The organism is Pseudomonas sp. HMSC066A08 (genome assembly GCF_001813025.1).
Classification (GTDB): domain Bacteria; phylum Pseudomonadota; class Gammaproteobacteria; order Pseudomonadales; family Pseudomonadaceae; genus Pseudomonas; species Pseudomonas aeruginosa.
Genome location: NZ_KV811305.1, coordinates 439,768 through 463,491 on the forward strand (window position 1 = coordinate 439,768; position 23,724 = coordinate 463,491).

The following is a 23,724-nucleotide window of genomic DNA, read 5'->3' on the forward strand; positions in this document are numbered from 1 at the left end:
TGGTCGGACTCATGCCAATGGAGTTCTGAGCGACGCAGGTCCGACTTCGCGCTTTTCCCTCGTCTTCGAGTGGTCTCTGGCGTTGCACCGGTTTAGGATGCGCGGGTATTTCGGAGCCGCTTCGCTTGGCGTCGCCCGCCGCTGCGCTCCGAGACCGAGCATTGCTCGAACCAGAACGAGATCGAAGGTGCATCGCCACGAGCGGCGCACGGCCTGATGATAGATGGAGGCAACATGAGTGCGGCTCAGCCAGGCATTCTCACCCCGATTCCGGTGGTGGGTCGCTACCTGTTTTTCAGCATTTCCCAACCCGAGCAGGTGGCCGCGACCTTGGCCCGCCTGGCCGCGGCCACCGATGGTTACCAACTGGTGGTGGGTATCGGCCATTCGCTGATGCTCAGCCTTGGCAAGACCGTCGAGGGCATGAAGGACTATCCGGTGCTCGCCGCGCCCGGCATCGACCTGCCGTCCACGCCCTCCGCGCTGTGGTGCTGGCTGCGCGGCGAGGATCGCGGCGAGGTGACGCTGCGCTCGCACGCGCTGGAACGGTCGCTGGCACCGGCCTTCCAGCGGACCGGCGCGGTGGATGCATTCCTCTACGGCGAGGACCGCGACCTGTCCGGCTACAAGGACGGCACCGAGAATCCCAAGGGCGACGCGGCGCTCGAGGCCGCGCTGGTCTCCGGGCGCGGTGCGGGCCTGGATGGCGGCAGTTTCGTTGCTGTCCAGCAGTGGCTGCATGACTTCGACCGGATGCAGGCGATTCCCGGCGAGGAGATGGACAACATCATCGGCCGTCGCAAGTCCGACGACGAAGAACTGGAAGACGCGCCGGCCTACGCACACGTCAAACGCACCGAGCAGGAAAGCTTCGAGCCCGCCGCGTTCCTCCTGCGGCGCGGCGCGCCCTGGTCCGACGAGCACCGCGCGGGGCTGTTGTTCGCAGCCTTCGGCCACTCGTTCGAGGCCTTCGAGGTCCAGTGGCTGCGGATGATCGGCGTGGAAGACGGGGTGCTCGATGGCCTGTTCCGTTTCACCCGGCCGATCAGCGGCAGCTACTTCTGGTGTCCGCCCATGGCCGACGGCCGCCTCGACCTGTCCGCCCTCGGTCTCTGAGCCCGCCGCGGCAGCAGGCCGGGCCTGCTGCCGCGTCCTGCGCGGCGCTAGTGGGCGGTGGCCACCGCGGCCTCGTCGATCAGCGCCGCTACTTCCTTCGCTCGCGAGGCCAGCGACGCGTGGCTGGCATCGAGGGTGACGATCTTCCTCGGTGCGATCCGCGCGGCCATCCGCTCCTGGTTCTCCGGCGCAATCATGCGATCGGCGCTGGAAATCTGGTACCAGGAGGGCTTGCTCTTCCACGCCGGGCTGCCGATGGCATCGCCGAAAGTGCTGGCCAGCGGAGCCTTCTGGGTGATGCCCATGACCAGTCCTTCGTCCGCAGTGAGATCCTGGCAGAAGCTTTCGTGGAACCTGTCCGCCTTCACCCAGAGATAGCCATCGCTGTCCGGCGCCAGGTTCGCTGCGGCCAGGGGCAAGTGCTCCTGGGTGATGCCACCGGGACTTTCGCCGCTGTCGGGGGCGAAGGCGGCGATATAGACCAGCCCGACCACATTCGGCTGGTTGCCGGCCTCGGTGATCACCGCGCCGCCATAGGAATGTCCGACCAGCAGGACCGGCCCCTGTTGCTGCGCGATCATCTTGCGCGTCCGCTCGGCATCGTCCGCCAGCGAGGTCAACGGTAGTTCGACGGCATGCAGGTTGTCGTGGCCGAGGCGTTTCAGTTCGAGAATGACCTTGCTCCAGTGGGCGGCGCCGCCCCAGAAACCGTGGACAAGGATGATCGCAGGCAGGTTGCTCATCGTGTTGCTCCCTTGTGGGTGAGGGTTGCTGGCATGAGGCATTGCCCGGCGAGCATACGAGGTCGCGATGGGCGGGCGATAGCGGGAGGCGAGGACGTTCGTCGAAAAGAACAACTCCTTGTTCCGGTAGGCGACGTGTTATCGGCGCGGCGGTATGTTGCAAGTCCGGACCCGACCGATCGGGTTGTCGCGACGGGCATGGAGGGGTGATCGGTCGGTCGGGTTCGCGTCTTTTCGGTGCCCCCGAATCTGAAAAAATCTTGCTTCTCGCCATACCGGGGGAGCGGGGCGGGTAGATTTTCCTCCGAATCCTTCACTTTCTACCCGGTCATGGAAAAAGCTCTGAAATTGGCGTCATGCCTCTACGGCCTGCTGATCCTGTTCAGCCTGGCGATGGTCGCCTTCCTCAGCCAGTTTCCGTTTCTCCTCAGCTCGGGAGCGGAAAACCTCTCGATGTCGATCCTGCCGCTGCTGATCCCGCTGATGGTCGGGTTGGTCGTCTGCGAGGCGGTGCGGGCGGTGGTGCCGAAGAAGCGCTAGGCGCGGCGCCGGGATCAGCGGCCGAGAATGCGCTGGCGGCGCAGCCGGTACTGCTCGTAGGGAAGGCCCTGGCGGTTCAGCTCTTCCAACTGGCGTTCGCTGGCGCTGCGGGAAAACGATTCCTCGACTATCGAGTCCGGCGTGACAGGCTGTGCGCAGGCGCTGACCAGCAGCACACCCAGGACCAGGGCAATGCGTGGCATGCGATCTCCATGGACTACGGCAGGAGGGAAAAAAAGGCCATTACCAAGCGGGGGGAGGGTTGGTAATGGCCTGCACAAGGGACATTTGCCAGGCCTTGGGGATCTGGCGAAAAAGACGATATCAAGGGGGAATTTGATTAGCCAGCTAACAAAATGGAATGAAGTTTTGCGGCAGGCGTAACAATTCTGTCCGAATCGTCATTCTTGCGTCACCGCCGGGACAGAGCGGTTTCGGCAGACTGCGGGGGAGTCGCCGAAGGAGATACGTCGTGGACGATACGCTCAGGTTCGCCTCGCGCTTGTGCAAGTTCATCGTCGCCGCCAGCTTCCTGCTCGTGGCGGTCGCCAGCCTTTGCCTGTGGTGGACGGGCCAGGCCTACGAATACGCGGCGCTGGCGTTCTTTCTGTTCGCCGTACCCATGCTGCTGCTGATCATGGTCTGCGACCTGCTGGCAGCGCTGAATGGCAGGCGTCGCTGAGCGCCCGGGCTGCCTAGCGCTTTCAGCTAGGCGGATGTCGAACCCAGACAACCGGCGCCCCGCGCGTGGCCCTATGGTGAGGCATTCATCCACTGCCTTCCTGGAGCGACCATGTCAGATTTCATCACCGTACTGCGCAATACCTGTCCCGTACCCGTGCTGGACGCCACCAAGTGGAAGCGGATCGACGGCGATCCGCATACCGTCAACCTCAACGCATACGCCTCGGCGGATGGCAGCAAGCTGATGGGCACCTGGATCTGCACGCCGGGCAAGTGGGAGGTGAACTACGAACGCTGGGAGTTCTGCCACTTCCTCGACGGCTACTGCATCATCACCCCGGAAGGCGAGCAACCGGTGCACCTGAGGGCGGGCGACGTGTTCGTCATCGAACCGGGCCTGCGTGGTACCTGGGAGGTAGTGGAGACGGTGCGCAAGTACTTCGTCTTCGCCTGACGGCATTGCCGGACGCCCGGCATGCCTGCCGGGCGTCGCGCCTCAGTCCTGGTGGACGATGCGGCGGATGGTGCCGCCGCAGGACTGGTAGCAACTGCGGTACTCGTCCTGGCAGTCGTCGCCGAAATCGAAGTTGCGCTGTGGGTAGGGGCAGGACTTGCGCTTCTTCTTGTCGCTGTTCTGCATGCAGTAGTTGTAGGCCGTGCTCTGCGCCTGGTAGAGCGCGTCGTCCTGGCGCTGCTGCAGCTTGGCGAGGGTCTTGCACTGGCGCTTCTCGGCGTTGCACTGGCTCACGCAGTGCAGGCCGGCATCGCTGGTCGGCGGAATGTAGGAGTAACTGACGCTAGGGCCGCAACCGCCGAGCAGCAGGGCAAGACCGAGGAGGGGGAGCAGAAGGTGTTTCCGGAACGGCATTGTCGATATCGATAAGCAATGGCAAGCGAGAGCGAATGCTATCACCGGCTTTCCGATGCTGTACGGCGCCACCCGATAAGGTTGAACTGGCGCACGAAACGCAAAAAAGAAAACCCCGGGACTGGCCCGGGGTTCTCGTCGCACTCGCGGGTTCGATCAGAACACGCTGAACGGGTACTCGACGAAGGCACGGATTTCGTTGCCGTCGTCGTTGTACGAGCGAGCGTCGTTGGAGACACGCAGGAACGAGCTGCGCAGACGCAGGGTGAGGTCCTTGGCCGGACCGCTCTGCACCACGTACTGGACCTGGTTGAAGATCTCGCGCTCCTTGCCGTTGCTGGTTTCGGCGGTCTTGATGTTGTCGCCGCGCACGTAGGCTACGCGATAGGTCAGGCCGGGCACGCCGTACTTGGCGAAGTCCAGGGCGTAGCTGACCTGCCAGGAACGCTCGTCCTCGGCGTTGAAGTCCGACCAGTAGGAGTTGGCCAGCCAGATGGTGGTGCCGCCGTCGCCGATGCCGCCGGCGTTCTGGTACCAGCCGTAGTTGTAGCCGGTGTCGCCGGTGTTGCGCTGGTGGGCGATCATGAAGGTGTGGGCGTCGATGGTGTAGGACGCCGCCAGGCTCCAGATCTTGTTGTCGCGGTTACCGTTGAAGTTCTGGTCGGCGAAGTCGCTGTCCAGCTTGGTGCGATAGCCGTTGAAGTCGAAGTTCAGCGACTGATCGGCCTGCAGCGGGATGGTGTAGTTCAGGTTGATGTACTGCTTCTTCAGTACGTCCTCGACGTCGGAAGCGTACAGCGAGGCGTTGAAGTGATCGGTGAAGGCGTACTTGCCGCCGAACACGTTGATGCTCTTCAGGCCGCCGCTGTCGCGCCCTTCGGCGCTCTTGCGGGATTCCGCGGTGAAGCGACCGGCGTTCAGCTCCAGGCCCTCGATCTCCTTGGAGGTGATCAGGGTGCCGCTGTAGCTTTCCGGGAGCAGGCGCGAGTTGTCGTAGCTGAGCACCGGCAGGCTGGGCATCTGGTCGCCGTACTTGAGCACGGTGTTGGAGATGCGGAACTTCACCGCCGCGCCGCCCTTGGACAGATCGTCCGCCGCGGAGCCGCTGTCGCCTTGCTTGAAGAAGTCGATACCGGCGGCGCCGCTACGACCCTTGCCGCCGTCCAGGCGTACCGCGTACAGGCCGAACGCGTCGACACCGACGCCCACCGTCCCCTGGGTGAAGCCGGAGGTGAAGGTGGCAGTCGCGGCCTGGCCCCACTCGGCCTTGTCCTGCCGGCCATGCTTGTAGTCACGGCTGATGTAGCCATTGCGGAAGAACAGATCGAGGTGGCTGTCCTCGACAAACCCCTTTGCTGCTTCTTGGTCATTGGCCATCGCCTGGCTTGCAGTCGCGATGCCCAGTGCCAGCAGGCAAATCCTTTTCTTCAACATCTTATTGTTCCTGGTTGTTGGCTTGATGTGCGCTGAAATTGAAGGAAGCGCAAGGTTCGAAGTGCACGGGAGTCATTTGTCCCATTTACCGTGCGTGGCGGTTCTGGTTTCTTGTTTCTCCCGTTGGCGGCGCAACAATACCAGAACATTGTTCGATCCAAGAAAGCTTCGAGTCATTTGCTAATAACCAAAGTGCAAGGAAAGCCCCTTCCATAGGCTCTGAATCGGGCGTTGCCGGATCGCTTCGTCATGCGCCTGCAATATCAACCTTATCGATAAGTACCATGCCGCGAAGTCGCTGCAGTTCTCGCTTTGGGCGGTGATACCGTCGAATCGTGAACGGATCGACAAAGAGGGACGTGACATGAAGATTCTTATCGCTGTATTCGCCGCCCTGGCCCTGTCCGCCTGTGCCTCGCCTCCCGCTTCGAACGCCCCGGCGCTGGCCGCCAGCACCACCAAGGCTCCCTACGATTACGCGATGTGTGTCTTGCCCAAGTGGCAACGCCAGGCACCCGGCGTAGCGCTGGTGGAGGAAGGCCGCGGCTATCGCCTGGCGGACGCCGGTCAGTGGCTGGAGGTGCAGCCGGCGAGAGCGGGCAGCCTGGTGCGAATCCATGACCAGCAACCCTGGGTCACCCGCGGGGCCTTCATCGATGCGGCCAGGACCTGTTCCTGAACCCTGAGGAAGAGGGAAGAGCTCCGGCCCCCCTAGCATGAAGTGTCCGGAGCTCTACGGCCGCAAACGGAGGATGGCCGCAGAACGATCATCTGCCTATGGCCGGCACTGCGCTTGATCGAGATCAAGTACTGGAGGCCGGGACGCCGGCCTATGCGGCGATTCGCGTGACGGGTCTCGTTTTTTCTGTGAAGTGCATTGCATAACGTTTCAATCGGGACGGGTGGCCAGCATGCCAACCAGTTCCTGAGCGGCCTTGCGCAATGGCTGGTTTTTCAGCCAGATAGCGTGGACAGGCAGTTTCAGCTCGTTCTTGGTGTTCCTGAAGTCCAGGCGTACCAGCCTTCCCGTTGCCAGCAGCGGCGCGACCCGGGACAACGGGAAATTGCCCCAGCCGATCCCCGCTTCGACCATTTCCAGCGCCGTGCCCAGGCTGTCGGTGCGCCAGCAGGCGCCGGCAATCAGCGGACGGGTGTCGGCCAATGGCAAGTCGCAACTGGCCACCAGGATCTGCCGCACGTTCACCAGCTCTTCCAGGTACAGCGCCTGCCCCGGCTTCTGCAGGGCGGGATGGCGCGGCGAGATGGTCGCGACCAGCGATTCCGCGCCGACATACTGGAAGCGCTCCTGCGGGTTCACGCTGATGCCGGCGAATCCGAAGCACAGGCTGATTCGGCCGCCATGGAGCAGGGCGAGGGCATCGTCCTGCGCCGCGCTGAGCACCTCGACATCGAGCAGCGGGTAGCGCTCGGAAAGGGTGCGGAGGGCGCCGAACAGCCGCCCGCTGTCGATGTCCGCAACCACGCCGAGCGACAGGCGGCTTTCCAATCCCTGGGAGAGTTCCAGCGCATGCACCTGCAACTGGGCGAGTTGCTCGGCGATCATCCGCGCTTGCGGCGCCAGGGCCCTGGCCAGCGCCGTAGGACGGGCTTCGCGGTGGGTTCGCTCGAAAAGGGCGAAACCCAGTTCCGCCTCCAGGTTGGCGATGCCCATGCTCACCGCCGAAGGCACTCGACCCAAGGCACGGGCGGCGCCGGAAAAGGAGCCGCGGTCGAGGACGGCGAGGAACAGCTCGATGGTGTCGCTGGAAAAGTTCATGGCAATTCTCCTGTCAGTAGATCTGAAAGCTGCTGACTTTTTCTGTCAAGAAAATTGATCCAACCTTGCCCGCCTTTCCGCTATCAGGCCCGAGAGGTCCATGTGCAAGGCATCAAGCGCAAACTGGTCTACGTGACCGCCTACGAAATGATCGGGATGAGTATCTCGACCCTGGGGCTGGCCCTGCTTGCCGGTTCCACACCCACTACCACCGGCCCCCTGGCGGTGGTGATCACCACCGTCGCGGTCACCTGGAACTTCATCTACAACTGCCTGTTCGAGTTCTGGGAGCGGCGCCAGGCCGTGCGCGGACGCAGCGTCGCACGGCGGGTGGCACACGCCATCGGTTTCCAGCTGACCCTGGTGGTCTACCTGATCCCGCTGATCGCCTGGTGGATGGGGATTTCCCTGCTGGAGGCGTTCTGGCTGGACCTGGCGCTGATCGTCCTGATCCCGTGCTACACCTTCCTCTTCAACTGGGCCTTCGATCGCCTGTTCGGCCTCCCGGCTTCCGCGTTGCCGGCCGGTGAGGCGGCCTCCGTCTGAAGATTTTTTTTCTCCAGCGCCATTCACGCTCGCCTTGGCCGGGGCAAATCGCCTACCTTAGACGGACGTGCGCTGTGGGGCCGGTTCAGGGAGGAAGTGCGACCGCAAGCCATGAAGGTCCGCCCCGGCGAGGATGGGGTACGGCATTTCGATGAACGGATTGGGGTCACTATGCGGATTTTGGGGATGCTACTGGGGGCCGTCTTGCTGGCGGGTTGTTCGACATCGACGCCCTCGCTCGACGAGACGGATCAGGTACCGAAGGAGCGTTTGTACAACTACCAGTTCCGTGACGACGGCGACGCCTTCCTGGTGGTTTCCCGGGACCGCGAGTTCCTCGGCAGCGTCTGCAATACCCGCTTGATCATCGATAGCCGCCTGGCCGCCGAGATCCAGGCCGGCGAGAGTGCGCGCTTCCGCCTTCCGGCGGGGCTGCGGGTGGTATCCGTGCAGGGCGATGGGATCTGCCGCGGCGGGGCGCCCAAGCAGGTGGTGCATGTGCAGAACGGGCAGACCACGCATTACCGGATCACCGTGGACTCCGGCCTGAACATCGGCCTGGTGCCGGGCTGAAGCCGGCGCGACGAAAAAGCCGCCCACGGGCGGCTTTTTCGTTCGCGGCGTTTATTCGCTGACCGCTTTCTCGACCTTTTCGGACGCCGACCAGATCCGATAGCGGACCTCCACGTCCTTCGGCGCATAGACCACGATCGGCAGCTTGCTGTTGTAGCGCAGCAGGAAGCCTTCGCCGACCACCGGGATGAAGCGCTGCTCCTTCTTCTGGCCGGGGCAGGCCATCATCGTGCTCATCGGCCCGCTGACCTTGTCCAGGCGGTAGTAGGAGTAACCCCAGCCTTCCAGGGTATGTTCTTCCAACTCGCCGCCCAGGCGCTGCTGGTTGCAGTCGGCCTCGAGGGTCTTGCCGGCGATGATCTCGACCTTGAATGCGTCTTCCGTGTCCTGTTTCGGCAGGTGGATGACCTGGCGAGTGGAGCCGGCATCTGCCTTCGGGTAGGGAACCTTTTCATCCAGTTTGGCGGCCAGGGCGGTGCTGGAAAGAGCGGCAACGCCGGCGGCGATCAGTAGTGCTTTCATGTCCTTGAGGTTCTCCTTACGTGGTAACGCGAGCAGGGTAAGACACCGAGGCACGGGTGAAAAGTTCAGCGCGGGACGTAACGGAATGTTCCATGTCCTGGATCAGCCGGCCGGGCCACGACCGAATCGCGGGCAAAAAAAAGACCATCTGCGGGGGGAGGGGCGATGGTCTTCAAAGGAGCGTCGGGGACTTGGGGTTCTCCCGACGCCGCTACGATCTCACGCCGCTCCGCTGGGGAAAAATGCTTTGGGCTGATAGTGGCTATCGATGCCGATGACTTGAAATTCCCTGCTAACTCATAGCAAGTTCCGCGAGATAGAGCCTTCAGTGGAACAGTTTGCGGTTTTTTCAGCGGGTCAGTTGCAAGGCCAATTCATCGACCTGCTCGGCCCAGTCGGAGTCCTCGGCCAGGGCTTCGCGCAGGAAGCTGGCCTGGGCAGCGTTCCAGAATGGCGCATCGGGTAGCGCCGTGCCCTCCTCGAGGTGGTGCCGGGCGAGAAAGGCGACGATGTCGTCCCGCCCTGCAGGGAGCCCCAGCTGGCGAAACAGATTGGAAAAGGTGTGCGGGCTGGTGTCCATGACGGTTCCTCCTGGATTCGCTGTTTTTCCACTATAGCCGGCGGAACGGCAGGGCCGCCGTGGGTGCCGGGGTGGGTAATTTTGTCGCAGATGAAAAAGACTGTTGTGCGCGGCGCGCTTCATGGCGAAGGGGCGGGCACTTATTATTAGCAAGCTAATGATAACCGGAGTCAGCCTATGTCCAGAATCGAAGTCGCCGTGCTGGTGGGGACGTCCGTTCCCGAATCGCTGCGCAGCAAGGGATTGCTGGCCTGTTGGATCCTGATGGTGGATGGCGCCATGTGGGCCGGCCCCTTCACCAGCCGTGACGAGGCGGAAGCCTTGAAGGGAACCTGGGAGCTGAGTTGGCCGCTGGAGGCGGCAATCTCCGCCTGAACCAAGACCCCTGCATTGCGAAAAGCCCGCCGAGAGCGGGCTTTCTGTCGTCTGCTGAAACGCCCTAGCGGCGGCCCACCAGCAAGCCGAGGAGGAAGCCGGCGCCGGCCGAGACGGCGATGGTCTGCCAGGGATGGTCCTCGACGTATTCCTCGGTCGCTTCGGCGGCCGCCTGGCTGCGTTGCACCACGCCGCGGCGGGTGCGCTCGATGGCGTCGCGACCACGATGCAGCACGGAATTGATCTGTTCGCGCAGGTTCGCCCCCTCCTTGCCGGCCAGGCTGCCGGTGCCGCTCATCAACTGGTCCACCTCGGCGATCAGGTCCTGCAGTTCGGCCATGGCCTGGTCCTGGATAGCCTGCTTGGCGCGAGCGGAGCGGGTTTTCAGAGTCATGTCGGTCTCCTTGACGAGGATGGTTACCTAGGTATGGAGTCGCCCGCTTCGCTGAAAGTTGCACGGCATGGCCTGCGTCGGGGCTTCCTTAGCGTGCGGGAGAGCCGTTTCAGGATGCCCCGGCCTCGCCGCGCAGGTAGCGGTCGAGGTCGATCGCTTCGCCGCTCTTGAGTTTCAGGCGTCGGCGCAGGTCGTCGAACATTGCGTCGTACTCGCGGCGCTGGCGCACGATCGGTCCCTGCCGCAAGCGCAGGCCGTGGCGCCGGGCCAGGCGACTGGCACGGCTGGCGAAGTGCACGGCGGCGTCGCGCGGCAGTTCGAAGCTTTCGCTGAAAGGCTGGCCGTCGATCCGGCCCTCCATGTCGAAGTGTACGGCCACGGGGCGGGCCTCGGCCTCCAGGACCCGGTAGCGTAGGTGGATGTCGAATGCCTGGCGGTCGACTTCGCTGGCCGAGGCGAGATGCAGATGGCCGGGAATGAACATGGCCTGCCTCCTTTTCGGATAACCGGGGAAATGCCCTTGCCTGCCAGGGTATGCTTCGCCGGCCTCGGGACGGCTGTCCCAGGTCAGTTTTTTCCGGATTGGAGTGGGGATGCGAATGGCGCTGGGAGCGTTCGGGTGTTGACTGACTGGGCCGCGTACGCCGGGCTGTTCCTCTCGGCGTTCGGTTCGGCGACCCTGCTGCCGTTGCAGTCGGAAACCGTGCTGGCCGCCTTGCTGCTGCGCGGCGGCCAGTCGGTCGCGTGGCTGCTGGCGCTGGCCATCGTCGGCAATGTGCTGGGTTCCTGGGTCAACTGGTGGCTGGGTCGCTACCTCGAGCATTTCCGCGGTCGCCGCTGGTTCCCCGTGGGCGAGGTGCAGTTGCTCAGGGCGCAGCGACACTATCGCCGCTACGGCCGCTGGACCCTGCTGCTCAGTTGGGTGCCGGTCATCGGCGATCCGCTGACGCTGGTGGCCGGCATCATGCGCGAGCCCTGCTGGAGTTTCCTGCTGATCGTCGGCCTGGCCAAGACGCTCCGCTACCTGGTCCTGGCTGCGCTGGTGCTGGGCTGGGCCGGCTGAGCGCTTCGTCGGCGAGCGCAGAACTATTTTTCGCGGGGCAATGTCCATTGCTGCGAGGTGTAACTGCCGCCTCATCGCCCCCGGGGCCTTTAGTTGCCGCTGTGGTCCCGGGGGCTTCTCTTTTCCTGCCTGTTTCCGGCGATGCGAGGTGCGCAATGACGAGGGTGGTTGCGGGATCGCTGGTCTGCCTGCTGCTCGGTTCGGCGCCGGCCTGGGCTTCCACGGCCGAGGCGTGGCAGGCGCACGACGCCATGGTGCGTGCCGCCTGCCTGAAAGCCAGCGGCTTGCGCCAGGTACGCGCGGTGGGGCAGGTACTGCCCTTCGACGATGAGGTGGGCTATTCGGCGCTGCTCCTGCAGGGCCGCTATCCGCAGCCGCACATGCAGGGTCGCCAGGGCCGCGAGCTGTGTCTGTACCGGCGCGCCACCGGCAAGGCCAGCGTCAGCGAGGCCGACGCCTTGCTCAGGCCTTGAGTTCGGGGTCGTCGTTGTCGGGAAGTTCGCGCTCGCCAGGATCCTTGCCGTCTTCCGAATGGTGTTCGATCACCGCGTTCAGCTCGGCGCCGAACAGCACCACTGCCGCCGACAGGTAGAAGTACAGCAGGAGGATGATGATCGCCCCGATGCTGCCGTACATGGCGTTGTAGTTGGCGAAGTTCTTCACGTAGAAGCCATAGGCGAGGGACGCGGCGATCCAGGCGATCACCGAGAGCACCGAGCCGGGAGTGATGAAGCGGAAACGCTGCTCGACATCCGGCACCAGGTAGTAGAACAGCGCCACCGCGAGCATCAGCAGGAACACCGCAAGAGGCCAGCGCAGCCAGGTCCAGATCGTCACCAGGTACTGTTCCAGGCCGACCAGGCTGGCGATCCAGGCGATCACCTGCGGCCCGGTGACCATCAGGCCGGCCGCCACCAGCAACAACAGGGCGATGCCGAGGGTGTAGAGGATCGACAGGGAGAAGCGCTTCCATACCGGGCGGCTCTCCTTCACGTCGTAGGCGGCGTTGAGCGCGATCATCATCGAGCGGATGCCCGCCGAGGAGGTCCACAGCGCCACCGCGATACCGATCGACAGCAGGCCGCCTTTCTGCTGCTGCAACTGGTCGATCACCGGGTTGACCTGGTCCATCGCCTCCGGCGGCAGCAGCAACGCCGCCTGCTCGCGCAGCCAGGCGAAGAACTCCGGCAGGTGCAGGTAGCCGACGAGGGTGATCAGCACCAGCAGGAACGGAAACAGCGAGAACAGCATCTGGTAGGCGAGGGCCGAGGCGTAGGTCGGCATGTCGTCCTCGAGGAACTCGTTCACGGTGCGCTTGACCAGGCCGAACAGGCCTATTTCCCGATAAGCCGTACGGAACATTCCATCTCCTTGCTGTGTGCGTGCCGATGACGATCGACCACCGATGGCCGCTTTGCCGCCAGGCATTTTCCGTTGGGTGAAACTCGTCGCGTCCTTTCTGGGACGCCACGGCGGGCGAATTGGTTCGTCTCCGGCGTCATCATTCGGTCGCATCCGTTAGCCAGACTGCGCCTGCCCGCCGCGCGGCGGGCCTCCGTCCAACTTCTCAGAAATGGAGCGCACCATGTCTGTCGACCTGAAGAAAATCGCCGCTGCCTTTCCCGAGTTCCAGTTGTCCAGCAAGAGCCGCCACGACGGCGCGCTGTTGTTGCAGTTGCAGGCCGCCGACGGCCGCTACGTGGCTCGCACCATACCCTCGCCGCAGCTCGGTGCGCCGCCGGAGACCGAATGGCTGATCCGCAGCATCCGCCGGGAACTGGCCGCGCCGGGCATGGAAATGGCGATGGCGGCACGCTGAGTTTTTTCGTCGCGGGAACCGATGATGCGATAATTCCGCCTTTCCACACAGTTGACGGTAAGGCAATGAAGCGCGAGAAGGTTCGGGACAGGCAGGCGGCAGGGAAGATCTCGGCGACCCATATCATCGCCAATCCCACCCTGGCCAGGGAATGGATCGTGTTCTTCAAGAAGGACGGCGGGCGCAGCTATTTCCTGGTCGACGAGAGCGACGAGGTGATGTCGTTCCGCCGGCTCGACGACGCGGTCAAGGAGCTGCGCGGGCTGGGCATCAAGTTCGCGGAGATCCATCTCTAGGAGCGGCGTCGCGCGGTCCCCACTGGCCAGCCTTGCGCGCCCGCGCTTCTTCCTCGGCGAATCGGTACTGGCCGCGCGCCTCGGCCGTCTGGCCGCTGTCCGGCGCGTCGCGCCAGCTGGCCAGGCCAATGGTCAGCAGGGCCAGCCCGGCATCCAGGGTATGCCCGCAGGTGGGGCAGTCGGCCGGGGTGACCCAGGCCGCGCCGAGGATGCGGAAGCGCGCGTCGCGGCCTTGCTCGCGGATGGTCGCCGGTTTGCCGAGCAGCATGTCTTCCAGGGCTTCCCGGGCGCGCCGACGCCAGGGCTCGGCGGCCGGTAGCTCGACGGCGTCGAGCTGGATGCGCAGCGCCTTGTTCGCGCCGGGCAGGCGGCAGCCCAGGCTGGCGTCGTCGTGTATCGCCACCACCGTGCAGTCGAAGCGGCGCTCCCCGGCGTCGGCGGCGAACGCCAGGGCGGCGCAGAGCGGCAGCAGGGCGAGGGTGCGGAAGATCATGGGCTACTCCGGCGGAGGTCAACGTCGACGCGAGGATAGGTTGCTGCAGGTCGCCAGGTCTACCGGGCCGACATAGGGATTGCCCCAGCCCATCACGCAACCGACCATGTGGTTGCGCTGGCGCTCCCAGGTCTGTGGCGGGTACTGCTTGTGCCAGGCGTTGTAGAGCTGGCGATCCTGCTTCGACAGGCGCAGGCCGTAGCGGTCGCTCATGTAGAAGTAGGTGCGGGCGATCATCCCGCGGATCTGCGGGCGCGGCATCGCCTTGCGCGCCTTGAAGTCCACCACCATCGGGCAGGCGCCGTATTGCTGGGGTTTCTGCGGCAGCCAGCCGAAGCCGAAGTTGCTGCGGTCGCCGTTGACCTCGCCGATGCTCGGCACCAGGTTGTGCAGGTCGGCCTCGGCGCGCTGGTAGGTGCTGTCGTGCCTCGCGCAGTTGCTTCGCCCGCCGTTCTGCCAGCAGCGCCGCTGGTGTCCGATCACCCAGGCCGGGACGATGTGAAATGTGCCCTTTAAATAGTTACACATTTCCTTGTCGTAGGAGTCTGGGGCGTCTACCGTGACTCATATTGCAAGCTTTATGGGGCGGGTGAGATGGAGTTGGTCTTCGCAGATGAGGGGTTCAAAATAAACGGGGTTAGCTACCCTGGATTTCCTATCATCCTAACAGCAGAACTACGGTCAATTCCCGAGGTAAGCGCCTTCTTGATTTACCGCTGCCTTCACAGGGGGCGAGTTGAAAGTAAACATACATGGGCCTCATACGGGCAAGCCCTTTACGACTATTTAGGTTTTCTAAATGCTGCCAATCGAGACTGGAGAGATGTTGGTTTTTTTGAGCTGGGCTCGAGCCCACTGGCTGCATACCGTGACTGGTCGATGCGTAGTTGCGGGCTTAGCGAAAACACCATAAATCTTAGACTGCGAGTTGTTTGCTCTTTCTATAACTATGCAAGGCGCCAAGGTTGGATAGAGAGGGTTCCATATGATGTTGAAACAGTAAGGGTCGCAGTCCATTCTGTATTTTTGGCTCATGTGGATGTAACTGGAGGGTATGTCGCTTCTCCCGATATACTAGTGAAGGGGAAGAGAACAGCAATAAAAGTTTTAACTAAAGAGCAGGTTAGAATTTTTTTAAATTCCGTAAGTTGTTCTACTCAAAAGCTTATTGCACGACTAGCCCTAAGCAGTGGGTTGAGGAAGGAAGAGCTCCTTACATTTCCAAGCTCCTATATATTTGATCCCGCTCAAATATCTAAAGGCAGTTCTCACTTTAGAGTTTTCTGTAGTCCAAAGGATATGGAGCTCAAGGGGAATAAGGCGCGGGAGATTGACATCCCTCGCTCGCTTATGGCCGCGCTCTGGCAGTACAAAATTCATGAGCGTAATCGGAGTATGCAGACCTCATGTGTAGAGTCAATTCCGTTGTTTCTATCTAGGTATGGTGTGCCTTACAGTCCTAAAGGCCAGAGTCTAAACCATATGTGGAAAGATCTGGGGCTTCCTTTCACAGTCACTCCTCATATGCTCCGCCATACCTATGCGACGCATACACTCCATGACATGCGCAGGCGTAAGAGTGTTATAGATCCGTTGCTATATGTGCGGGATAGGCTCGGCCACTCCAGTGTGGCTACTACGCAGAGGTACTTGCACTTAATTTCTATGATCGAAGATGATGTTATGGGAGAGTATCAAGAATTTATTGATTCTGTCTGCGTTGGAAGAATATGAATATGGCGCGCAAAGATTTTTCTTCTGCTGCTCTGGTGATAGATAAAGGCTCATCTAACCACATCATTGCGGATCATCTGTCAAAGACCATTAATTTTGTTCCGGAGAGTTATGTTATTAACTTTCCGGAAAGTCCGTTGACAGTGCGGAAATTGGATTTCGGGCGATATTATGGTGTAGGGTGTGATGAGGTTACCTATTATTGCCATAAAGTCATCGAAGTGTTGCTCGGGTCTGCTATAGCTTCGCAAGGTAAGACTAAGTCCGTGGCGAGTATTATTACTTATGCAAAGCGCGTTTCGAGAAGCTTTTTATGCTATTGCTCATTTATGTCAATGGCTATGAAGGGTGAGATAGGTTTGCGACATATTGATAGGGGGTTTGTTGCATCTTTTATTAGATATCTCGAGGCCTCTGGTGCTGGATATACAACTCAGAAAAATATTTACACCTGTTGTAAGTCAGTGCTTGGCGAGTTGGTAAGGTGTGGGTTACTTTCAAGTGATATATTTCCTCCTAATCCTTACCCGCACTCCAATAGGAGGAAAAGTAGTGAAAAAGCTTTTTCAAAGAAAGAGTTTACACAAGTTATTAATGCTTTGAAAAGAGAGGTGATTGCAGTAAAGGAGGCGTCTGGTCCTATTTTGGCGGAGGGCTTGGCCTTTTGTGCGGTTGCAATAGTAGCTCGTACTGGATTGAATCTTACGCCTTTAATCGAACTTTCCATGGGTTGTTTGCTTCCTCATCCGCTTAGGCGTGATCGTAGTATTTTGATTACTTATAAGCGCCGCGCTCATAAAGTGAACTATCAGTCAGTTAGTAGTGGCGCTGTGTCAACGCTGGATGATGAAGTAGATACCCTGAGTGTGGTGCTGCCCGATATTTCCGCTATTATAAAAATGGTCGCAGAAAGGAATGACTCTATAAGGAGTAGGGGGGAGTGGAAAGATAGGCTATTCGTTCGTGAGCGCCCCTTAAAGAATCCTGATGAAAGAACTCCTGCACCTATAACTATTAATACTATTAATCGAGCTTTGGAGGCGCTGGTAGTTCGTCATGAGTTGATTTCTGATAATGGTGATAGACTGGTTGTTAATGTGTCTAGATTAAGGAAGACCTTTGCCAATAAAATATGGGAGCTCTCAGGTAATGATCCTTTTTTAACTGCAATGTTGGCTGGAAATACTCCAAAAGTCCTCCTGGATAGTTATTTGGAAGCGCCGGCTGATGCTGAGAAAAATTGGGCGTTGATGGGGGAGGTTCGTAATAAAGAACTTCTCGAAAATGATCATGCCGATCTTGGTATTATTCCGGTAAAAGAGGTAAATACTGCTGTGGCCCGTTGCAAGGATACCGTTAACGGGCACAGGGCTCCCAAGAATGGGAGTCATTGTGTGGAGTTCTTAAACTGCTTTCGCTGCAGCTCTTTCGTAGTGACTGCGGATGACCTGCATAGATTATTAAGCTTCTATTGGTTGTTGGTTCGTGAGCGCGGGCGAATCGGTGCAAAAAATTGGGTGAGGTTATATAGGCATATAATTAAAATTATTGACGAAAAAATCTTGCCTAAATTTGATAAGTCCACTGTTGTGGCTGCTAGGGAAAAAGCTAGGCAGAATCCTCATCCATTTTGGAAAGATCCTGAAATTTTGGGGTTGGCATAATGATTTTGGCTAAGGGTGTTAGCTATTATCAACAAGAAGCACTGAGAAAGGCTCGTGAAGGTCACACGCACCTGCCTATAGCAGTCACCGCTACACGGCTAGGGGACGGGACATACAAAGTCTTAAGTTACCTCGCGGATGACGTTTGGCGATTCCCAAACGCGATTTTTCCACCTGGGACTGCTGACCACGATAAATGCATTCGGTTCGGTAAGATTCCAGAGCGTTGGCGCTCAGTTCTGAAAATAGTTATGCTTGAATACTATTTAAACGGCATAGAGGGCCGGGTGCGACCAGTCGGATCTTCGTTAATTTCTTTTTTCAAAAACGTATCATTATTTTTGAAGTTTGCTGGTGCTTATGTCGAGTGCTTGTCTGAAATTTCAGAATTTCTGTGTATGCAGTATGTTAATTATTTAAAAAATAGTAGCAGTAGATCTGGTGATAAGTTTTCTAAGTCCTATCTTTGTACGCGATTGAGCTCGGTGCACACACTGCATCTGCTCAGTAAAGTTACTACTACTCCCATGGTGCACCCTTGGCCTGAAAGTAGCGCGACTGAGTTGTCAGGCGCAAATCGTGCTCACTGGGCCCAATCAAAGACCTTGCCAATTCCAGATAACAAGCTCGCGGAAATTTTTCGTGCGGCTGTATCACGTCTAGAGCGCGCAGACGAGACATTAGCGCTTGCGGAAATGGTTTCCGAATGGCAAGCCCAATATTCCTATTCTGGCACTGTAAACGCAAAACTTGCGGCTACGGGATACCGGGGTGGCATTTTAGGGTTGAGACTTGAGAAAAATCTCCTGCTAGATGCCTGCAGTATCGTCATTCTTCTAACGAGCGGTATAAGAGTTTCAGAGCTCATGAGCTTAAAAATAGGCGCTCACTACGTACGTGATGGGGAAGATGGTACTAAGTTTTACTGGATGTCTGGAGTATCCACAAAGACCAAAGAGGGTAAGGTAGATTGGCTAGTCACAAAGCTTACCCATGAAGCGCTAGATGTTGCGGGGAAGGTCACCGCAGAGATTCGTGCCGAGCTAAATGATAGATACAGTTTGGCTAAGTCGGCAAGTAATCTGATAGAGATGCATGATTATGAAGCGCATCTCGATTCTTTGTTCCTTGGGTGGGGAGGGCATGCACATAAACTCCAAGTTTTTGCTGCACAAACCATTAGGGCAAGATTAAAGCGGTTTATGCTGGCTCATAATATTGACTGGGAGGTCGCACCACACCAATTTAGAAGGACGTTCGCTCGATATGTGGCTCGCAGTCAACTCGGTGATGTTCGTTATCTTCGTGATCATTTCAAACATTGGACGCTGGATATGACTGCGATATATGCAGAGGATCAAGTTAGAGATAAAGAGCTGTTTGATGAAATCTATGTTGCAATGCGTCACGAAAAGATGCTGGTGCTTGAAAGTGTTTTTGAAGAAGATGCATTGGTTTCTGGTGGTTTGGCAGAGACCATTCGTATTTTTCGATCCTCTGATGAGGCGATTCGGACGTACAAAAGCCGCCGTGAAATGGTTCAGTTTGTATCGGAGGTTGTGCATCTGAGAAGTACTGGTATTGCATGGTGTACTGCAGATAGTACGGGCTGCTCCGGTGGCAGTGTATTGGATAAAACTCGATGCGGTGATTGCTCGAAAAGTCTTATCGATGAATCGCGGCTGCCACATTGGGTAGGCATATATGGTCAAATGTTGGAGCTTAAAGCTATCGCTAATGACTGTGGTCCAGGTGCGGGTGCACGAATTGACAGCGATATTCGACGGTGTGAAGTCGTCCTTCAAGAGCTTGGAGCTGATATTGAGGAGCTTAAGCTCGGTGTTTTACTTGAAGGGGGGCTTCGTCATGCATAAAGAAGATCGAATATCGGGAACCGAAAAAAAGTTGCTAGATGCTTTAAAGCGAATCCAGCACGGACGTACGAGGATAGTAGAATCTAGTAGAAAGTTGTCTATTGCCTCGGTTGCCGAAGAGGCAGGTATGAGTCGTGCAACAATCCATAATCGCTATCCCCGTGTTGCCGAAGAAATTCGTACTGCTCTCGGTCAGGGGCATCGAGAAAAGATTGTCAAAGGACTGGAGGCTCAGCGAGAGATGCGCGATATAATCAAGGCGCTCCGTATAGAAATTAATGGATTGAAAGCTATGAAGGTTAAACTCGTGTCTATCAACGAAAGTCTCGAAGCAGAACTGAGGATGCTTCGAGCTATTGTCGACTCAAAAAATGTCAAAGCGTTGAAGTCCAGAGGTTGAGTGTGACTATTTCAGGGCGAGCTATGGCAGTGGCTTAGTCCGGTTATGCCAGAGTTCTAGCATCAAAATTCCCTAGTCAAAATCATAATGAAGTGCCCCTTCGTAAGCAGCTGTTAGAGATTTTGTTTGGCATGGATGCAGTTGTTTGCGAAGAACCTCTTCCGCCGATTCTGTTGGAAAAGTTGGTTTTTGAGATGGCAGCTTTGGACGGTTAAAAAATACATTAGATTTCGGTGCCTCTACGAAAAAATAAGTTTTGAGCGAACCAGATTTCAACGTCGCTCATGCTCTTTCATGGGGCAGAATCATGACGGTTTTTTTCAACAGAATCGGCCGGTAGCTGAAAATTCAGTTACGTTTGATGCCCAAACAAAAGGAGTAAACGGGTGAAAGGGTTTTTCAATGGCGCATTGCTTTTGGGCACTGTTCTGGTCAGTTCTCTGAGCTCGGCAGCGGATCTGACTCTGATGTCTTGGAACGCCATGAGGTTGGGACAGGGTGGGGAGAAGAGCTTTCCAGCACTCGCCGAGGTGGCAGGGAAAGCAGATCTGGTAGCCATTCAGGAAGTGATGAATGAGGAAGGACTGACAAAGTTGGAGGCGGAGCTTGAGAAACGGACCGGGGAGCAATGGTCGACGTTGGTCAGCCATGCGGTGGGCTCCCGCTCCTACAAAGAACTCTATGCTTTCCTCATGCGTGAGAGCGTTGTCGTATACGAAGACGGGGCAGTCGTGTACATGGATCGAGGCGATCGCTTTATTAGGGAGCCCTTATCGGCCCGATTTAAATCGAAACGAGATGGTACGTTATTTGCTGTGGCCAGCATTCACGTGTTGTACGGGAAAGGTCCCCAAGACCGTGAGCCGGAGGTCAGGGAATTGGAGAGCTACTGGGCGTGGCTGGAAAGCATCTACCCAGAAACCCCGGTCATGCTGGTAGGTGACTTCAATATGCCTCCCTCTCACCCCGCATTTTCCGGCCTCTCACAGCACGCAACGCCCCTCATTACAAAGGGCGCAACCACGCTTTCCGCACGCGAAGGGCTCTACGCCAATCTTTACGACAACATCTGGGTATCCAGGACGCATCGTCTGAAGCTGGATAACGCGGGCATCATGGACTACCCCCGGATGATCGGCTGGAGCCATGAGAAAAGCCGGAAGCACGTGAGTGATCACGCTCCCGTATTCGTCACCCTGGGAAATGCGAAGCTGCGCCAGGGGGTTGTAACGGTCCGACCGGAGGCAGAAAGGAGTCGAGTTGCGGGGGGCGGAATGAAGCAGATTTTCCCGTCTCAAGCTCAGAAGAGCACTGCAGCCATCGCCTCCAACATAGACGATGCCGACCATATCCGCGGAAATGCTAACTCCCGCATTTTCCACTGGCCGGGCTGCCCGAGCTACGACAAAGTATCACCAAAGAACCGAGTGGAGTTCAGCAGTGTCCAGGAGGCAGAAGCCGCAGGGTACCGGTTGGCCGGCAATTGTCGCTGATAGATCTAATGCACCGACCAAAGGTTGGTGTCACAGCCTCATCGCAGTGAGGCAGTCGCACGCATCAATGTGACCTAGGGCAGCTTCGGCTGCCCATTATCCGATTAGGAGTTGGGCCGTGCCTGTGCGAGCACCTTGTAGTGACCACCAGCAACCGGATGGGTGCATTCAAGTTCCCTTTAGTAACCAATACCGTTTCTCTTTCAACTGGGTCCAGGAACGAGTCCGTTGAGAGTTGCGATCAGGCTCTGTTTCTCCGATAACTTCAGCACTCTACTGAACACCAAACCTTGCGTGCACGAGGTTCTGAAAGACGCTCAAGATGCGGCCAGAGTGATATTTAGATCTTGGCGATACACTCCAGTAGAATGCTGGATGCCGGTTGATACACGCCGAGCCCCCGTTATCGCCCCTTCCACCATAAACATGGCTGATCGCCTTTTTTGCCCGGCCGCAGCCACCCTGAGGATGCATATCTTGATTTGGTTTCTTGAGGGACAGTCCAGCCAGCGGGACATCATTCTGGGAGCGCGTGAAGCCCTCCCGCCGGAAGTGAGGATTTTTGCTTCACATCGCCAAGACAGGCCCGAAATCACCGGAAGCGCCGATGTAAGCTTCCTTGAACCGAAGGACAACCAGGAACGAATCGACTGGGTGATCGAGACCGCCCTAAGGCATGGGATTAAAGTCATCCTAGCCGGCCGCGTGGGGAGTGTCTTTGAGGCTCAGCGCCATCGATTCGAGGTCGCTGGCCTGGTTTTGGTTACCGGCGGCTCGAGCATGGGTACGTTCGAGTTGGTAGATGACAAGAGCAAATTCACGGCGGAAGCAGAGCGTGCTGGCCTTGCGTGTGTCCCGGCGATCACGGCACGTAATGCGAAGGAACTCATCGATGCCTACGAGTCCCTTCGTGTTCACGGCGACGTCTGTGTCAAACCAGCGGTAGGTATATATGGTCAGGGGTTCTGGCGCTTCAAGTCTGAAGTGGATTCGTTTCGTTGCTTCGCCAACCCCGCTTCTCGGGAAGTCCAGTTCGAGACATACCTTAATGCCTACCGGGCTGGAGCGGATCGTTCCGCCATGCTGGTGATGCCGTACATGACAGGAAGCGAGTGCTCGATCGACATGGTTTGCGAATCCGGCCGCCCCGTGGCATTTGTTGGTCGCCGGAAAGAAGGGCTGCACCAGACCTTCGAGAATGCCTCGCCGGCGGTGGAGCTCGCTCTGAAGGCTGCCGCTCACTTCCAGTGCGATGGCCTGGTCAATGTCCAAACGCGGGATGATTTAGACGGTGTCCCACATCTGCTCGAGATCAATCCGCGGTACTCCGGTGGCATCGGCTACACCCGACATACGGGAGTGAACCTGCCAGGTATCTTCGCCACTAGAAGGCTTGGTCTGGCTGAGCCGGTGAGTGATTGGATACCGAACATCAGGGTGAAAGCCATAACCGTTGCGGTGCCAGTAGCAACTTGATATGTAGTCAGACTTCAAGTTTGATACCATTTCGTCGCATTTAGTAAGGTTCGGGACTCAAGGAGCAAAGCAGGGATGATGGTGATGGCGCCTGGCGCAAACACCGCTTTGGGAGCGGCGCAATGTTCCTGGACGCTGGAGTGCGGCAATCCCTCGGCATTCGGGGACTATGCCGCTGTCGCTCTGCTTCCGCTGGACGATAAGCGTCACCCAAAAGGGGAAGCAGCACTTTTCCAGGTTTCCCAGGCCTGGATGCAGTGGAGCGGTGGGCAAGAGAAAATCTGCTGCAACTTGAATCTCGGCCAACTCCCGACCGGTGCCGACAGGGTGCTCTTGGTCGTGTACACCTTCTCGGCAATGGGCCCAGTAAGCGACCTGCGATTACTCCGCTTGCAGATCGACTCTCAGATCGAGTTCAACTTGAACCTGTCCGACAATGGTGAATCAGCGATCATTGTCGGTGAGTTCTATTGCCGCAATCACCAGTGGAAATTCCGTGCTCTGGCCGAGGGGTCGGCCTATGGCCTAGCAGCTCTTGGACGTCGCATCGGCCTGAAGATCGACGATGCTCACCCGCACCGCCGCTCCAGTTCCTCAGAACAGAGCCGACCAGCATCCGGAGCGACAGGCACCGGCTTTGCTGTGACTTCCACCCATATTCTCACCTGCGCGCATGTCATTGAGGACATGAAAGAGATCCACATCGCTTCGTTCGAAGGACGCCATCGTGCCGAGGCAGTGGTTGTAGATCAACGCAATGATTTGGCACTCCTTAGAGTGCAGGGAGCGCCAGCCTTTAAGCCGGTGGCTTTCCGGGATGGAGTTGGGTGTGACCTTGGCGAGCCTGTGGTGGCCCTCGGGTTCCCACTTGCTGGTCTGGCCGGAGGGGGAGTGCACGTCACCCAAGGTGGCGTTTCAGCACTCTTTGGCCTGCACAATGACTCCAGCCTGCTCCAATTCACTGCACCAATTCAGCCGGGATCAAGTGGTAGCCCCCTCTTTGACGCAGCTGGATCAGTAGTAGGGATGGTGACTTCCACGATCCCTGACGCACAGAACATGAACTTCGCGGTCAAGGCCGGGCTTGCCCTGGCGTTTCTTGATGCCTGTGGTATCGAGCCAGCTCGTACACCAACAGGAAAGACTTTCTCGACATCTCAAATGGCCCGTGAAGCTCAGCAATCGCTATGGAAAATCGAGGCGCGTAATCCATAGGGAAACAATTGCTTGAATCTCGGGACTAGGCGTTAGGGTCAGCCC

Annotated in this window: 30 protein-coding genes and 1 pseudogene; 19 read left to right on the forward strand and 12 right to left on the reverse strand. The window is 58.4% G+C overall.

Translation table 11 applies throughout. The features are described from left to right. Positions 1-216 precede the first annotated feature (216 nt). Positions 217-1,116, forward strand: a complete 900-nt coding sequence (locus HMPREF2886_RS18410; protein ID WP_073648925.1) for a Dyp-type peroxidase — start codon at positions 217-219, stop codon at positions 1,114-1,116. A 47-nt stretch (positions 1,117-1,163) separates the two neighbouring features. Here the strand turns inward: HMPREF2886_RS18410 and HMPREF2886_RS18415 are convergent, their stop codons facing one another. Further along, positions 1,164-1,859: an alpha/beta hydrolase gene (locus tag HMPREF2886_RS18415; protein ID WP_033973330.1), complete on the reverse strand. Its 696-nt coding sequence runs from the start codon at positions 1,857-1,859 to the stop codon at positions 1,164-1,166. A 348-nt stretch (positions 1,860-2,207) separates the two neighbouring features. Here HMPREF2886_RS18415 and HMPREF2886_RS18420 point away from each other — a divergent pair, with 348 nt between their 5' ends. Further along, positions 2,208-2,399: a hypothetical protein gene (locus HMPREF2886_RS18420; protein WP_230393106.1), complete on the forward strand. Its 192-nt coding sequence runs from the start codon at positions 2,208-2,210 to the stop codon at positions 2,397-2,399. Positions 2,400-2,413: 14 nt separating this feature from the next. On the opposite strand, the gene HMPREF2886_RS18425 is transcribed toward HMPREF2886_RS18420, so the two are convergent. After that, on the reverse strand, positions 2,414-2,602 hold the full coding sequence (locus tag HMPREF2886_RS18425; protein WP_003090821.1) for a hypothetical protein: 189 nt from the start codon (positions 2,600-2,602) through the stop codon (positions 2,414-2,416). 269 nt (positions 2,603-2,871) lie between these two features. Between HMPREF2886_RS18425 and HMPREF2886_RS18430 the strand changes: the two genes are divergently transcribed. Together HMPREF2886_RS18430 and HMPREF2886_RS18435 are read left to right on the forward strand one after the other, a co-directional pair. Continuing rightward, positions 2,872-3,081, forward strand: coding sequence for a hypothetical protein (locus HMPREF2886_RS18430; RefSeq protein ID WP_070748015.1), 210 nt, complete (start codon positions 2,872-2,874; stop codon positions 3,079-3,081). A gap of 111 nt (positions 3,082-3,192) precedes the next feature. Further along, positions 3,193-3,537 carry a cupin domain-containing protein gene (locus HMPREF2886_RS18435; protein WP_070748017.1) on the forward strand — a complete coding sequence of 115 codons (345 nt, stop codon included), beginning with the start codon at positions 3,193-3,195 and terminating at the stop codon, positions 3,535-3,537. Positions 3,538-3,579: 42 nt separating this feature from the next. Here the strand turns inward: HMPREF2886_RS18435 and HMPREF2886_RS18440 are convergent, their stop codons facing one another. Together HMPREF2886_RS18440 and HMPREF2886_RS18445 are read right to left on the reverse strand one after the other, a co-directional pair. Further along, the gene (locus HMPREF2886_RS18440; protein ID WP_033973327.1) at positions 3,580-3,951 is read right to left on the reverse strand and encodes a hypothetical protein; all 372 of its coding nucleotides are present in this window, start codon (positions 3,949-3,951) and stop codon (positions 3,580-3,582) included. A gap of 156 nt (positions 3,952-4,107) precedes the next feature. Beyond that, positions 4,108-5,385: an OprD family porin gene (locus HMPREF2886_RS18445; RefSeq protein WP_003099122.1), complete on the reverse strand. Its 1,278-nt coding sequence runs from the start codon at positions 5,383-5,385 to the stop codon at positions 4,108-4,110. Between the two features lie 364 nt (positions 5,386-5,749). Between HMPREF2886_RS18445 and HMPREF2886_RS18450 the strand changes: the two genes are divergently transcribed. Continuing rightward, positions 5,750-6,064: a hypothetical protein gene (locus tag HMPREF2886_RS18450; protein WP_039026872.1), complete on the forward strand. Its 315-nt coding sequence runs from the start codon at positions 5,750-5,752 to the stop codon at positions 6,062-6,064. A gap of 210 nt (positions 6,065-6,274) precedes the next feature. Here HMPREF2886_RS18450 and HMPREF2886_RS18455 read toward each other — a convergent pair whose 3' ends face one another. Next, a complete protein-coding gene (locus tag HMPREF2886_RS18455; RefSeq protein WP_003099119.1) occupies positions 6,275-7,162 on the reverse strand; it encodes a LysR family transcriptional regulator in 888 nt (295 codons plus the stop codon). A 102-nt stretch (positions 7,163-7,264) separates the two neighbouring features. Here HMPREF2886_RS18455 and HMPREF2886_RS18460 point away from each other — a divergent pair, with 102 nt between their 5' ends. Further along, entirely contained in the window at positions 7,265-7,708 is a 444-nt protein-coding gene (locus HMPREF2886_RS18460; RefSeq protein ID WP_033973324.1) for a PACE efflux transporter, read from the forward strand. 186 nt (positions 7,709-7,894) lie between these two features. Next, a complete protein-coding gene (locus HMPREF2886_RS18465) occupies positions 7,895-8,281 on the forward strand; it encodes a 3-isopropylmalate dehydratase large subunit (RefSeq protein ID WP_039026871.1) in 387 nt (128 codons plus the stop codon). Positions 8,282-8,332: 51 nt separating this feature from the next. Here HMPREF2886_RS18465 and eco read toward each other — a convergent pair whose 3' ends face one another. Next, positions 8,333-8,803: a serine protease inhibitor ecotin gene (gene eco / locus HMPREF2886_RS18470; RefSeq protein ID WP_039026870.1), complete on the reverse strand. Its 471-nt coding sequence runs from the start codon at positions 8,801-8,803 to the stop codon at positions 8,333-8,335. 349 nt (positions 8,804-9,152) lie between these two features. After that, entirely contained in the window at positions 9,153-9,383 is a 231-nt protein-coding gene (locus HMPREF2886_RS18475) for a DUF2789 domain-containing protein (protein ID WP_070748019.1), read from the reverse strand. Positions 9,384-9,560: 177 nt separating this feature from the next. Here HMPREF2886_RS18475 and HMPREF2886_RS18480 point away from each other — a divergent pair, with 177 nt between their 5' ends. Continuing rightward, complete coding sequence (locus HMPREF2886_RS18480) at positions 9,561-9,758, forward strand: hypothetical protein (protein ID WP_003090804.1); 198 nt, start codon at positions 9,561-9,563, stop codon at positions 9,756-9,758. A gap of 64 nt (positions 9,759-9,822) precedes the next feature. Here the strand turns inward: HMPREF2886_RS18480 and HMPREF2886_RS18485 are convergent, their stop codons facing one another. Continuing rightward, complete coding sequence (locus tag HMPREF2886_RS18485) at positions 9,823-10,152, reverse strand: ElaB/YgaM/YqjD family protein (protein ID WP_003090802.1); 330 nt, start codon at positions 10,150-10,152, stop codon at positions 9,823-9,825. A gap of 109 nt (positions 10,153-10,261) precedes the next feature. Further along, positions 10,262-10,636, reverse strand: coding sequence for a DUF5064 family protein (locus tag HMPREF2886_RS18490; RefSeq protein ID WP_003090800.1), 375 nt, complete (start codon positions 10,634-10,636; stop codon positions 10,262-10,264). A 135-nt stretch (positions 10,637-10,771) separates the two neighbouring features. Between HMPREF2886_RS18490 and HMPREF2886_RS18495 the strand changes: the two genes are divergently transcribed. Both HMPREF2886_RS18495 and HMPREF2886_RS18500 read left to right on the forward strand, forming a co-directional pair. Beyond that, complete coding sequence (locus tag HMPREF2886_RS18495; protein ID WP_003114414.1) at positions 10,772-11,215, forward strand: YqaA family protein; 444 nt, start codon at positions 10,772-10,774, stop codon at positions 11,213-11,215. Between the two features lie 155 nt (positions 11,216-11,370). After that, a complete protein-coding gene (locus HMPREF2886_RS18500; protein WP_042170241.1) occupies positions 11,371-11,688 on the forward strand; it encodes a hypothetical protein in 318 nt (105 codons plus the stop codon). Here HMPREF2886_RS18500 and HMPREF2886_RS18505 read toward each other — a convergent pair. Further along, the gene (locus tag HMPREF2886_RS18505) at positions 11,678-12,577 is read right to left on the reverse strand and encodes a YihY/virulence factor BrkB family protein (protein ID WP_070748021.1); all 900 of its coding nucleotides are present in this window, start codon (positions 12,575-12,577) and stop codon (positions 11,678-11,680) included. The two genes, HMPREF2886_RS18500 and HMPREF2886_RS18505, sit on opposite strands and share 11 nt — an antisense overlap. 223 nt (positions 12,578-12,800) lie before the next feature. Between HMPREF2886_RS18505 and HMPREF2886_RS18510 the strand changes: the two genes are divergently transcribed. After that, positions 12,801-13,034, forward strand: coding sequence for a DUF3509 domain-containing protein (locus HMPREF2886_RS18510; RefSeq protein WP_033973319.1), 234 nt, complete (start codon positions 12,801-12,803; stop codon positions 13,032-13,034). A gap of 65 nt (positions 13,035-13,099) precedes the next feature. Next, on the forward strand, positions 13,100-13,330 hold the full coding sequence (locus HMPREF2886_RS18515; protein WP_003090795.1) for a hypothetical protein: 231 nt from the start codon (positions 13,100-13,102) through the stop codon (positions 13,328-13,330). Here HMPREF2886_RS18515 and HMPREF2886_RS18520 read toward each other — a convergent pair. Then, positions 13,305-13,823 (reverse strand): thermonuclease family protein, encoded by a 519-nt coding sequence (locus HMPREF2886_RS18520; RefSeq protein WP_033973318.1) that lies wholly within the window; start codon positions 13,821-13,823, stop codon positions 13,305-13,307. The genes HMPREF2886_RS18515 and HMPREF2886_RS18520 overlap by 26 nt on opposite strands. A gap of 18 nt (positions 13,824-13,841) precedes the next feature. After that, positions 13,842-14,324, reverse strand: a pseudogene (locus tag HMPREF2886_RS18525) (endonuclease); the annotation flags it as partial. Between the two features lie 93 nt (positions 14,325-14,417). On the opposite strand from HMPREF2886_RS18525, the gene HMPREF2886_RS33485 reads away from it, so the two are divergent. From HMPREF2886_RS33485 to HMPREF2886_RS18545, 7 genes are all read left to right on the forward strand, one after another. Then, positions 14,418-15,557, forward strand: a complete 1,140-nt coding sequence (locus HMPREF2886_RS33485; RefSeq protein ID WP_023083406.1) for a tyrosine-type recombinase/integrase — start codon at positions 14,418-14,420, stop codon at positions 15,555-15,557. Positions 15,558-15,559: 2 nt separating this feature from the next. Further along, the gene (locus HMPREF2886_RS34295) at positions 15,560-17,221 is read left to right on the forward strand and encodes a hypothetical protein (protein WP_071534604.1); all 1,662 of its coding nucleotides are present in this window, start codon (positions 15,560-15,562) and stop codon (positions 17,219-17,221) included. A gap of 251 nt (positions 17,222-17,472) precedes the next feature. Further along, positions 17,473-19,095 carry a tyrosine-type recombinase/integrase gene (locus tag HMPREF2886_RS33490; RefSeq protein WP_177344457.1) on the forward strand — a complete coding sequence of 541 codons (1,623 nt, stop codon included), beginning with the start codon at positions 17,473-17,475 and terminating at the stop codon, positions 19,093-19,095. After that, positions 19,088-19,495, forward strand: a complete 408-nt coding sequence (locus HMPREF2886_RS34300) for a hypothetical protein (RefSeq protein WP_034082648.1) — start codon at positions 19,088-19,090, stop codon at positions 19,493-19,495. Before HMPREF2886_RS33490 ends, HMPREF2886_RS34300 begins: the two co-directional genes overlap by 8 nt. A gap of 386 nt (positions 19,496-19,881) precedes the next feature. Next, the gene (locus tag HMPREF2886_RS18535; protein ID WP_023083408.1) at positions 19,882-20,988 is read left to right on the forward strand and encodes an endonuclease/exonuclease/phosphatase family protein; all 1,107 of its coding nucleotides are present in this window, start codon (positions 19,882-19,884) and stop codon (positions 20,986-20,988) included. Between the two features lie 477 nt (positions 20,989-21,465). Beyond that, positions 21,466-22,464, forward strand: a complete 999-nt coding sequence (locus HMPREF2886_RS18540) for an ATP-grasp domain-containing protein (protein ID WP_031634352.1) — start codon at positions 21,466-21,468, stop codon at positions 22,462-22,464. A 75-nt stretch (positions 22,465-22,539) separates the two neighbouring features. Beyond that, complete coding sequence (locus HMPREF2886_RS18545; protein WP_023083410.1) at positions 22,540-23,679, forward strand: trypsin-like peptidase domain-containing protein; 1,140 nt, start codon at positions 22,540-22,542, stop codon at positions 23,677-23,679. The last annotated feature ends 45 nt before the right edge of the window (positions 23,680-23,724 follow it).

Bases quoted from the DNA above. Each gene is read 5' to 3' on its own strand.
- HMPREF2886_RS18410 (WP_073648925.1), top strand. From the start codon at position 217: ATGATAGATGGAGGCAACATGAGTGCGGCTCAGCCAGGCATTCTCACC.
- HMPREF2886_RS18415 (WP_033973330.1), bottom strand. From the start codon at position 1,859: ATGAGCAACCTGCCTGCGATCATCCTTGTCCACGGTTTCTGGGGCGGC.
- HMPREF2886_RS18425 (WP_003090821.1), bottom strand. From the start codon at position 2,602: ATGCCACGCATTGCCCTGGTCCTGGGTGTGCTGCTGGTCAGCGCCTGC.
- HMPREF2886_RS18435 (WP_070748017.1), top strand. From the start codon at position 3,193: ATGTCAGATTTCATCACCGTACTGCGCAATACCTGTCCCGTACCCGTG.
- HMPREF2886_RS18440 (WP_033973327.1), bottom strand. From the start codon at position 3,951: ATGCCGTTCCGGAAACACCTTCTGCTCCCCCTCCTCGGTCTTGCCCTG.
- HMPREF2886_RS18445 (WP_003099122.1), bottom strand. From the start codon at position 5,385: ATGTTGAAGAAAAGGATTTGCCTGCTGGCACTGGGCATCGCGACTGCA.
- HMPREF2886_RS18450 (WP_039026872.1), top strand. From the start codon at position 5,750: ATGAAGATTCTTATCGCTGTATTCGCCGCCCTGGCCCTGTCCGCCTGT.
- HMPREF2886_RS18455 (WP_003099119.1), bottom strand. From the start codon at position 7,162: ATGAACTTTTCCAGCGACACCATCGAGCTGTTCCTCGCCGTCCTCGAC.
- HMPREF2886_RS18465 (WP_039026871.1), top strand. From the start codon at position 7,895: ATGCTACTGGGGGCCGTCTTGCTGGCGGGTTGTTCGACATCGACGCCC.
- eco (WP_039026870.1), bottom strand. From the start codon at position 8,803: ATGAAAGCACTACTGATCGCCGCCGGCGTTGCCGCTCTTTCCAGCACC.
- HMPREF2886_RS18475 (WP_070748019.1), bottom strand. From the start codon at position 9,383: ATGGACACCAGCCCGCACACCTTTTCCAATCTGTTTCGCCAGCTGGGG.
- HMPREF2886_RS18480 (WP_003090804.1), top strand. From the start codon at position 9,561: ATGTCCAGAATCGAAGTCGCCGTGCTGGTGGGGACGTCCGTTCCCGAA.
- HMPREF2886_RS18485 (WP_003090802.1), bottom strand. From the start codon at position 10,152: ATGACTCTGAAAACCCGCTCCGCTCGCGCCAAGCAGGCTATCCAGGAC.
- HMPREF2886_RS18490 (WP_003090800.1), bottom strand. From the start codon at position 10,636: ATGTTCATTCCCGGCCATCTGCATCTCGCCTCGGCCAGCGAAGTCGAC.
- HMPREF2886_RS18500 (WP_042170241.1), top strand. From the start codon at position 11,371: ATGACGAGGGTGGTTGCGGGATCGCTGGTCTGCCTGCTGCTCGGTTCG.
- HMPREF2886_RS18505 (WP_070748021.1), bottom strand. From the start codon at position 12,577: ATGTTCCGTACGGCTTATCGGGAAATAGGCCTGTTCGGCCTGGTCAAG.
- HMPREF2886_RS18510 (WP_033973319.1), top strand. From the start codon at position 12,801: ATGTCTGTCGACCTGAAGAAAATCGCCGCTGCCTTTCCCGAGTTCCAG.
- HMPREF2886_RS18515 (WP_003090795.1), top strand. From the start codon at position 13,100: ATGAAGCGCGAGAAGGTTCGGGACAGGCAGGCGGCAGGGAAGATCTCG.
- HMPREF2886_RS18520 (WP_033973318.1), bottom strand. From the start codon at position 13,823: ATGATCTTCCGCACCCTCGCCCTGCTGCCGCTCTGCGCCGCCCTGGCG.
- HMPREF2886_RS33485 (WP_023083406.1), top strand. From the start codon at position 14,418: ATGGAGTTGGTCTTCGCAGATGAGGGGTTCAAAATAAACGGGGTTAGC.
- HMPREF2886_RS34295 (WP_071534604.1), top strand. From the start codon at position 15,560: ATGGCGCGCAAAGATTTTTCTTCTGCTGCTCTGGTGATAGATAAAGGC.
- HMPREF2886_RS33490 (WP_177344457.1), top strand. From the start codon at position 17,473: ATGCTTGAATACTATTTAAACGGCATAGAGGGCCGGGTGCGACCAGTC.
- HMPREF2886_RS34300 (WP_034082648.1), top strand. From the start codon at position 19,088: ATGCATAAAGAAGATCGAATATCGGGAACCGAAAAAAAGTTGCTAGAT.
- HMPREF2886_RS18545 (WP_023083410.1), top strand. From the start codon at position 22,540: ATGATGGTGATGGCGCCTGGCGCAAACACCGCTTTGGGAGCGGCGCAA.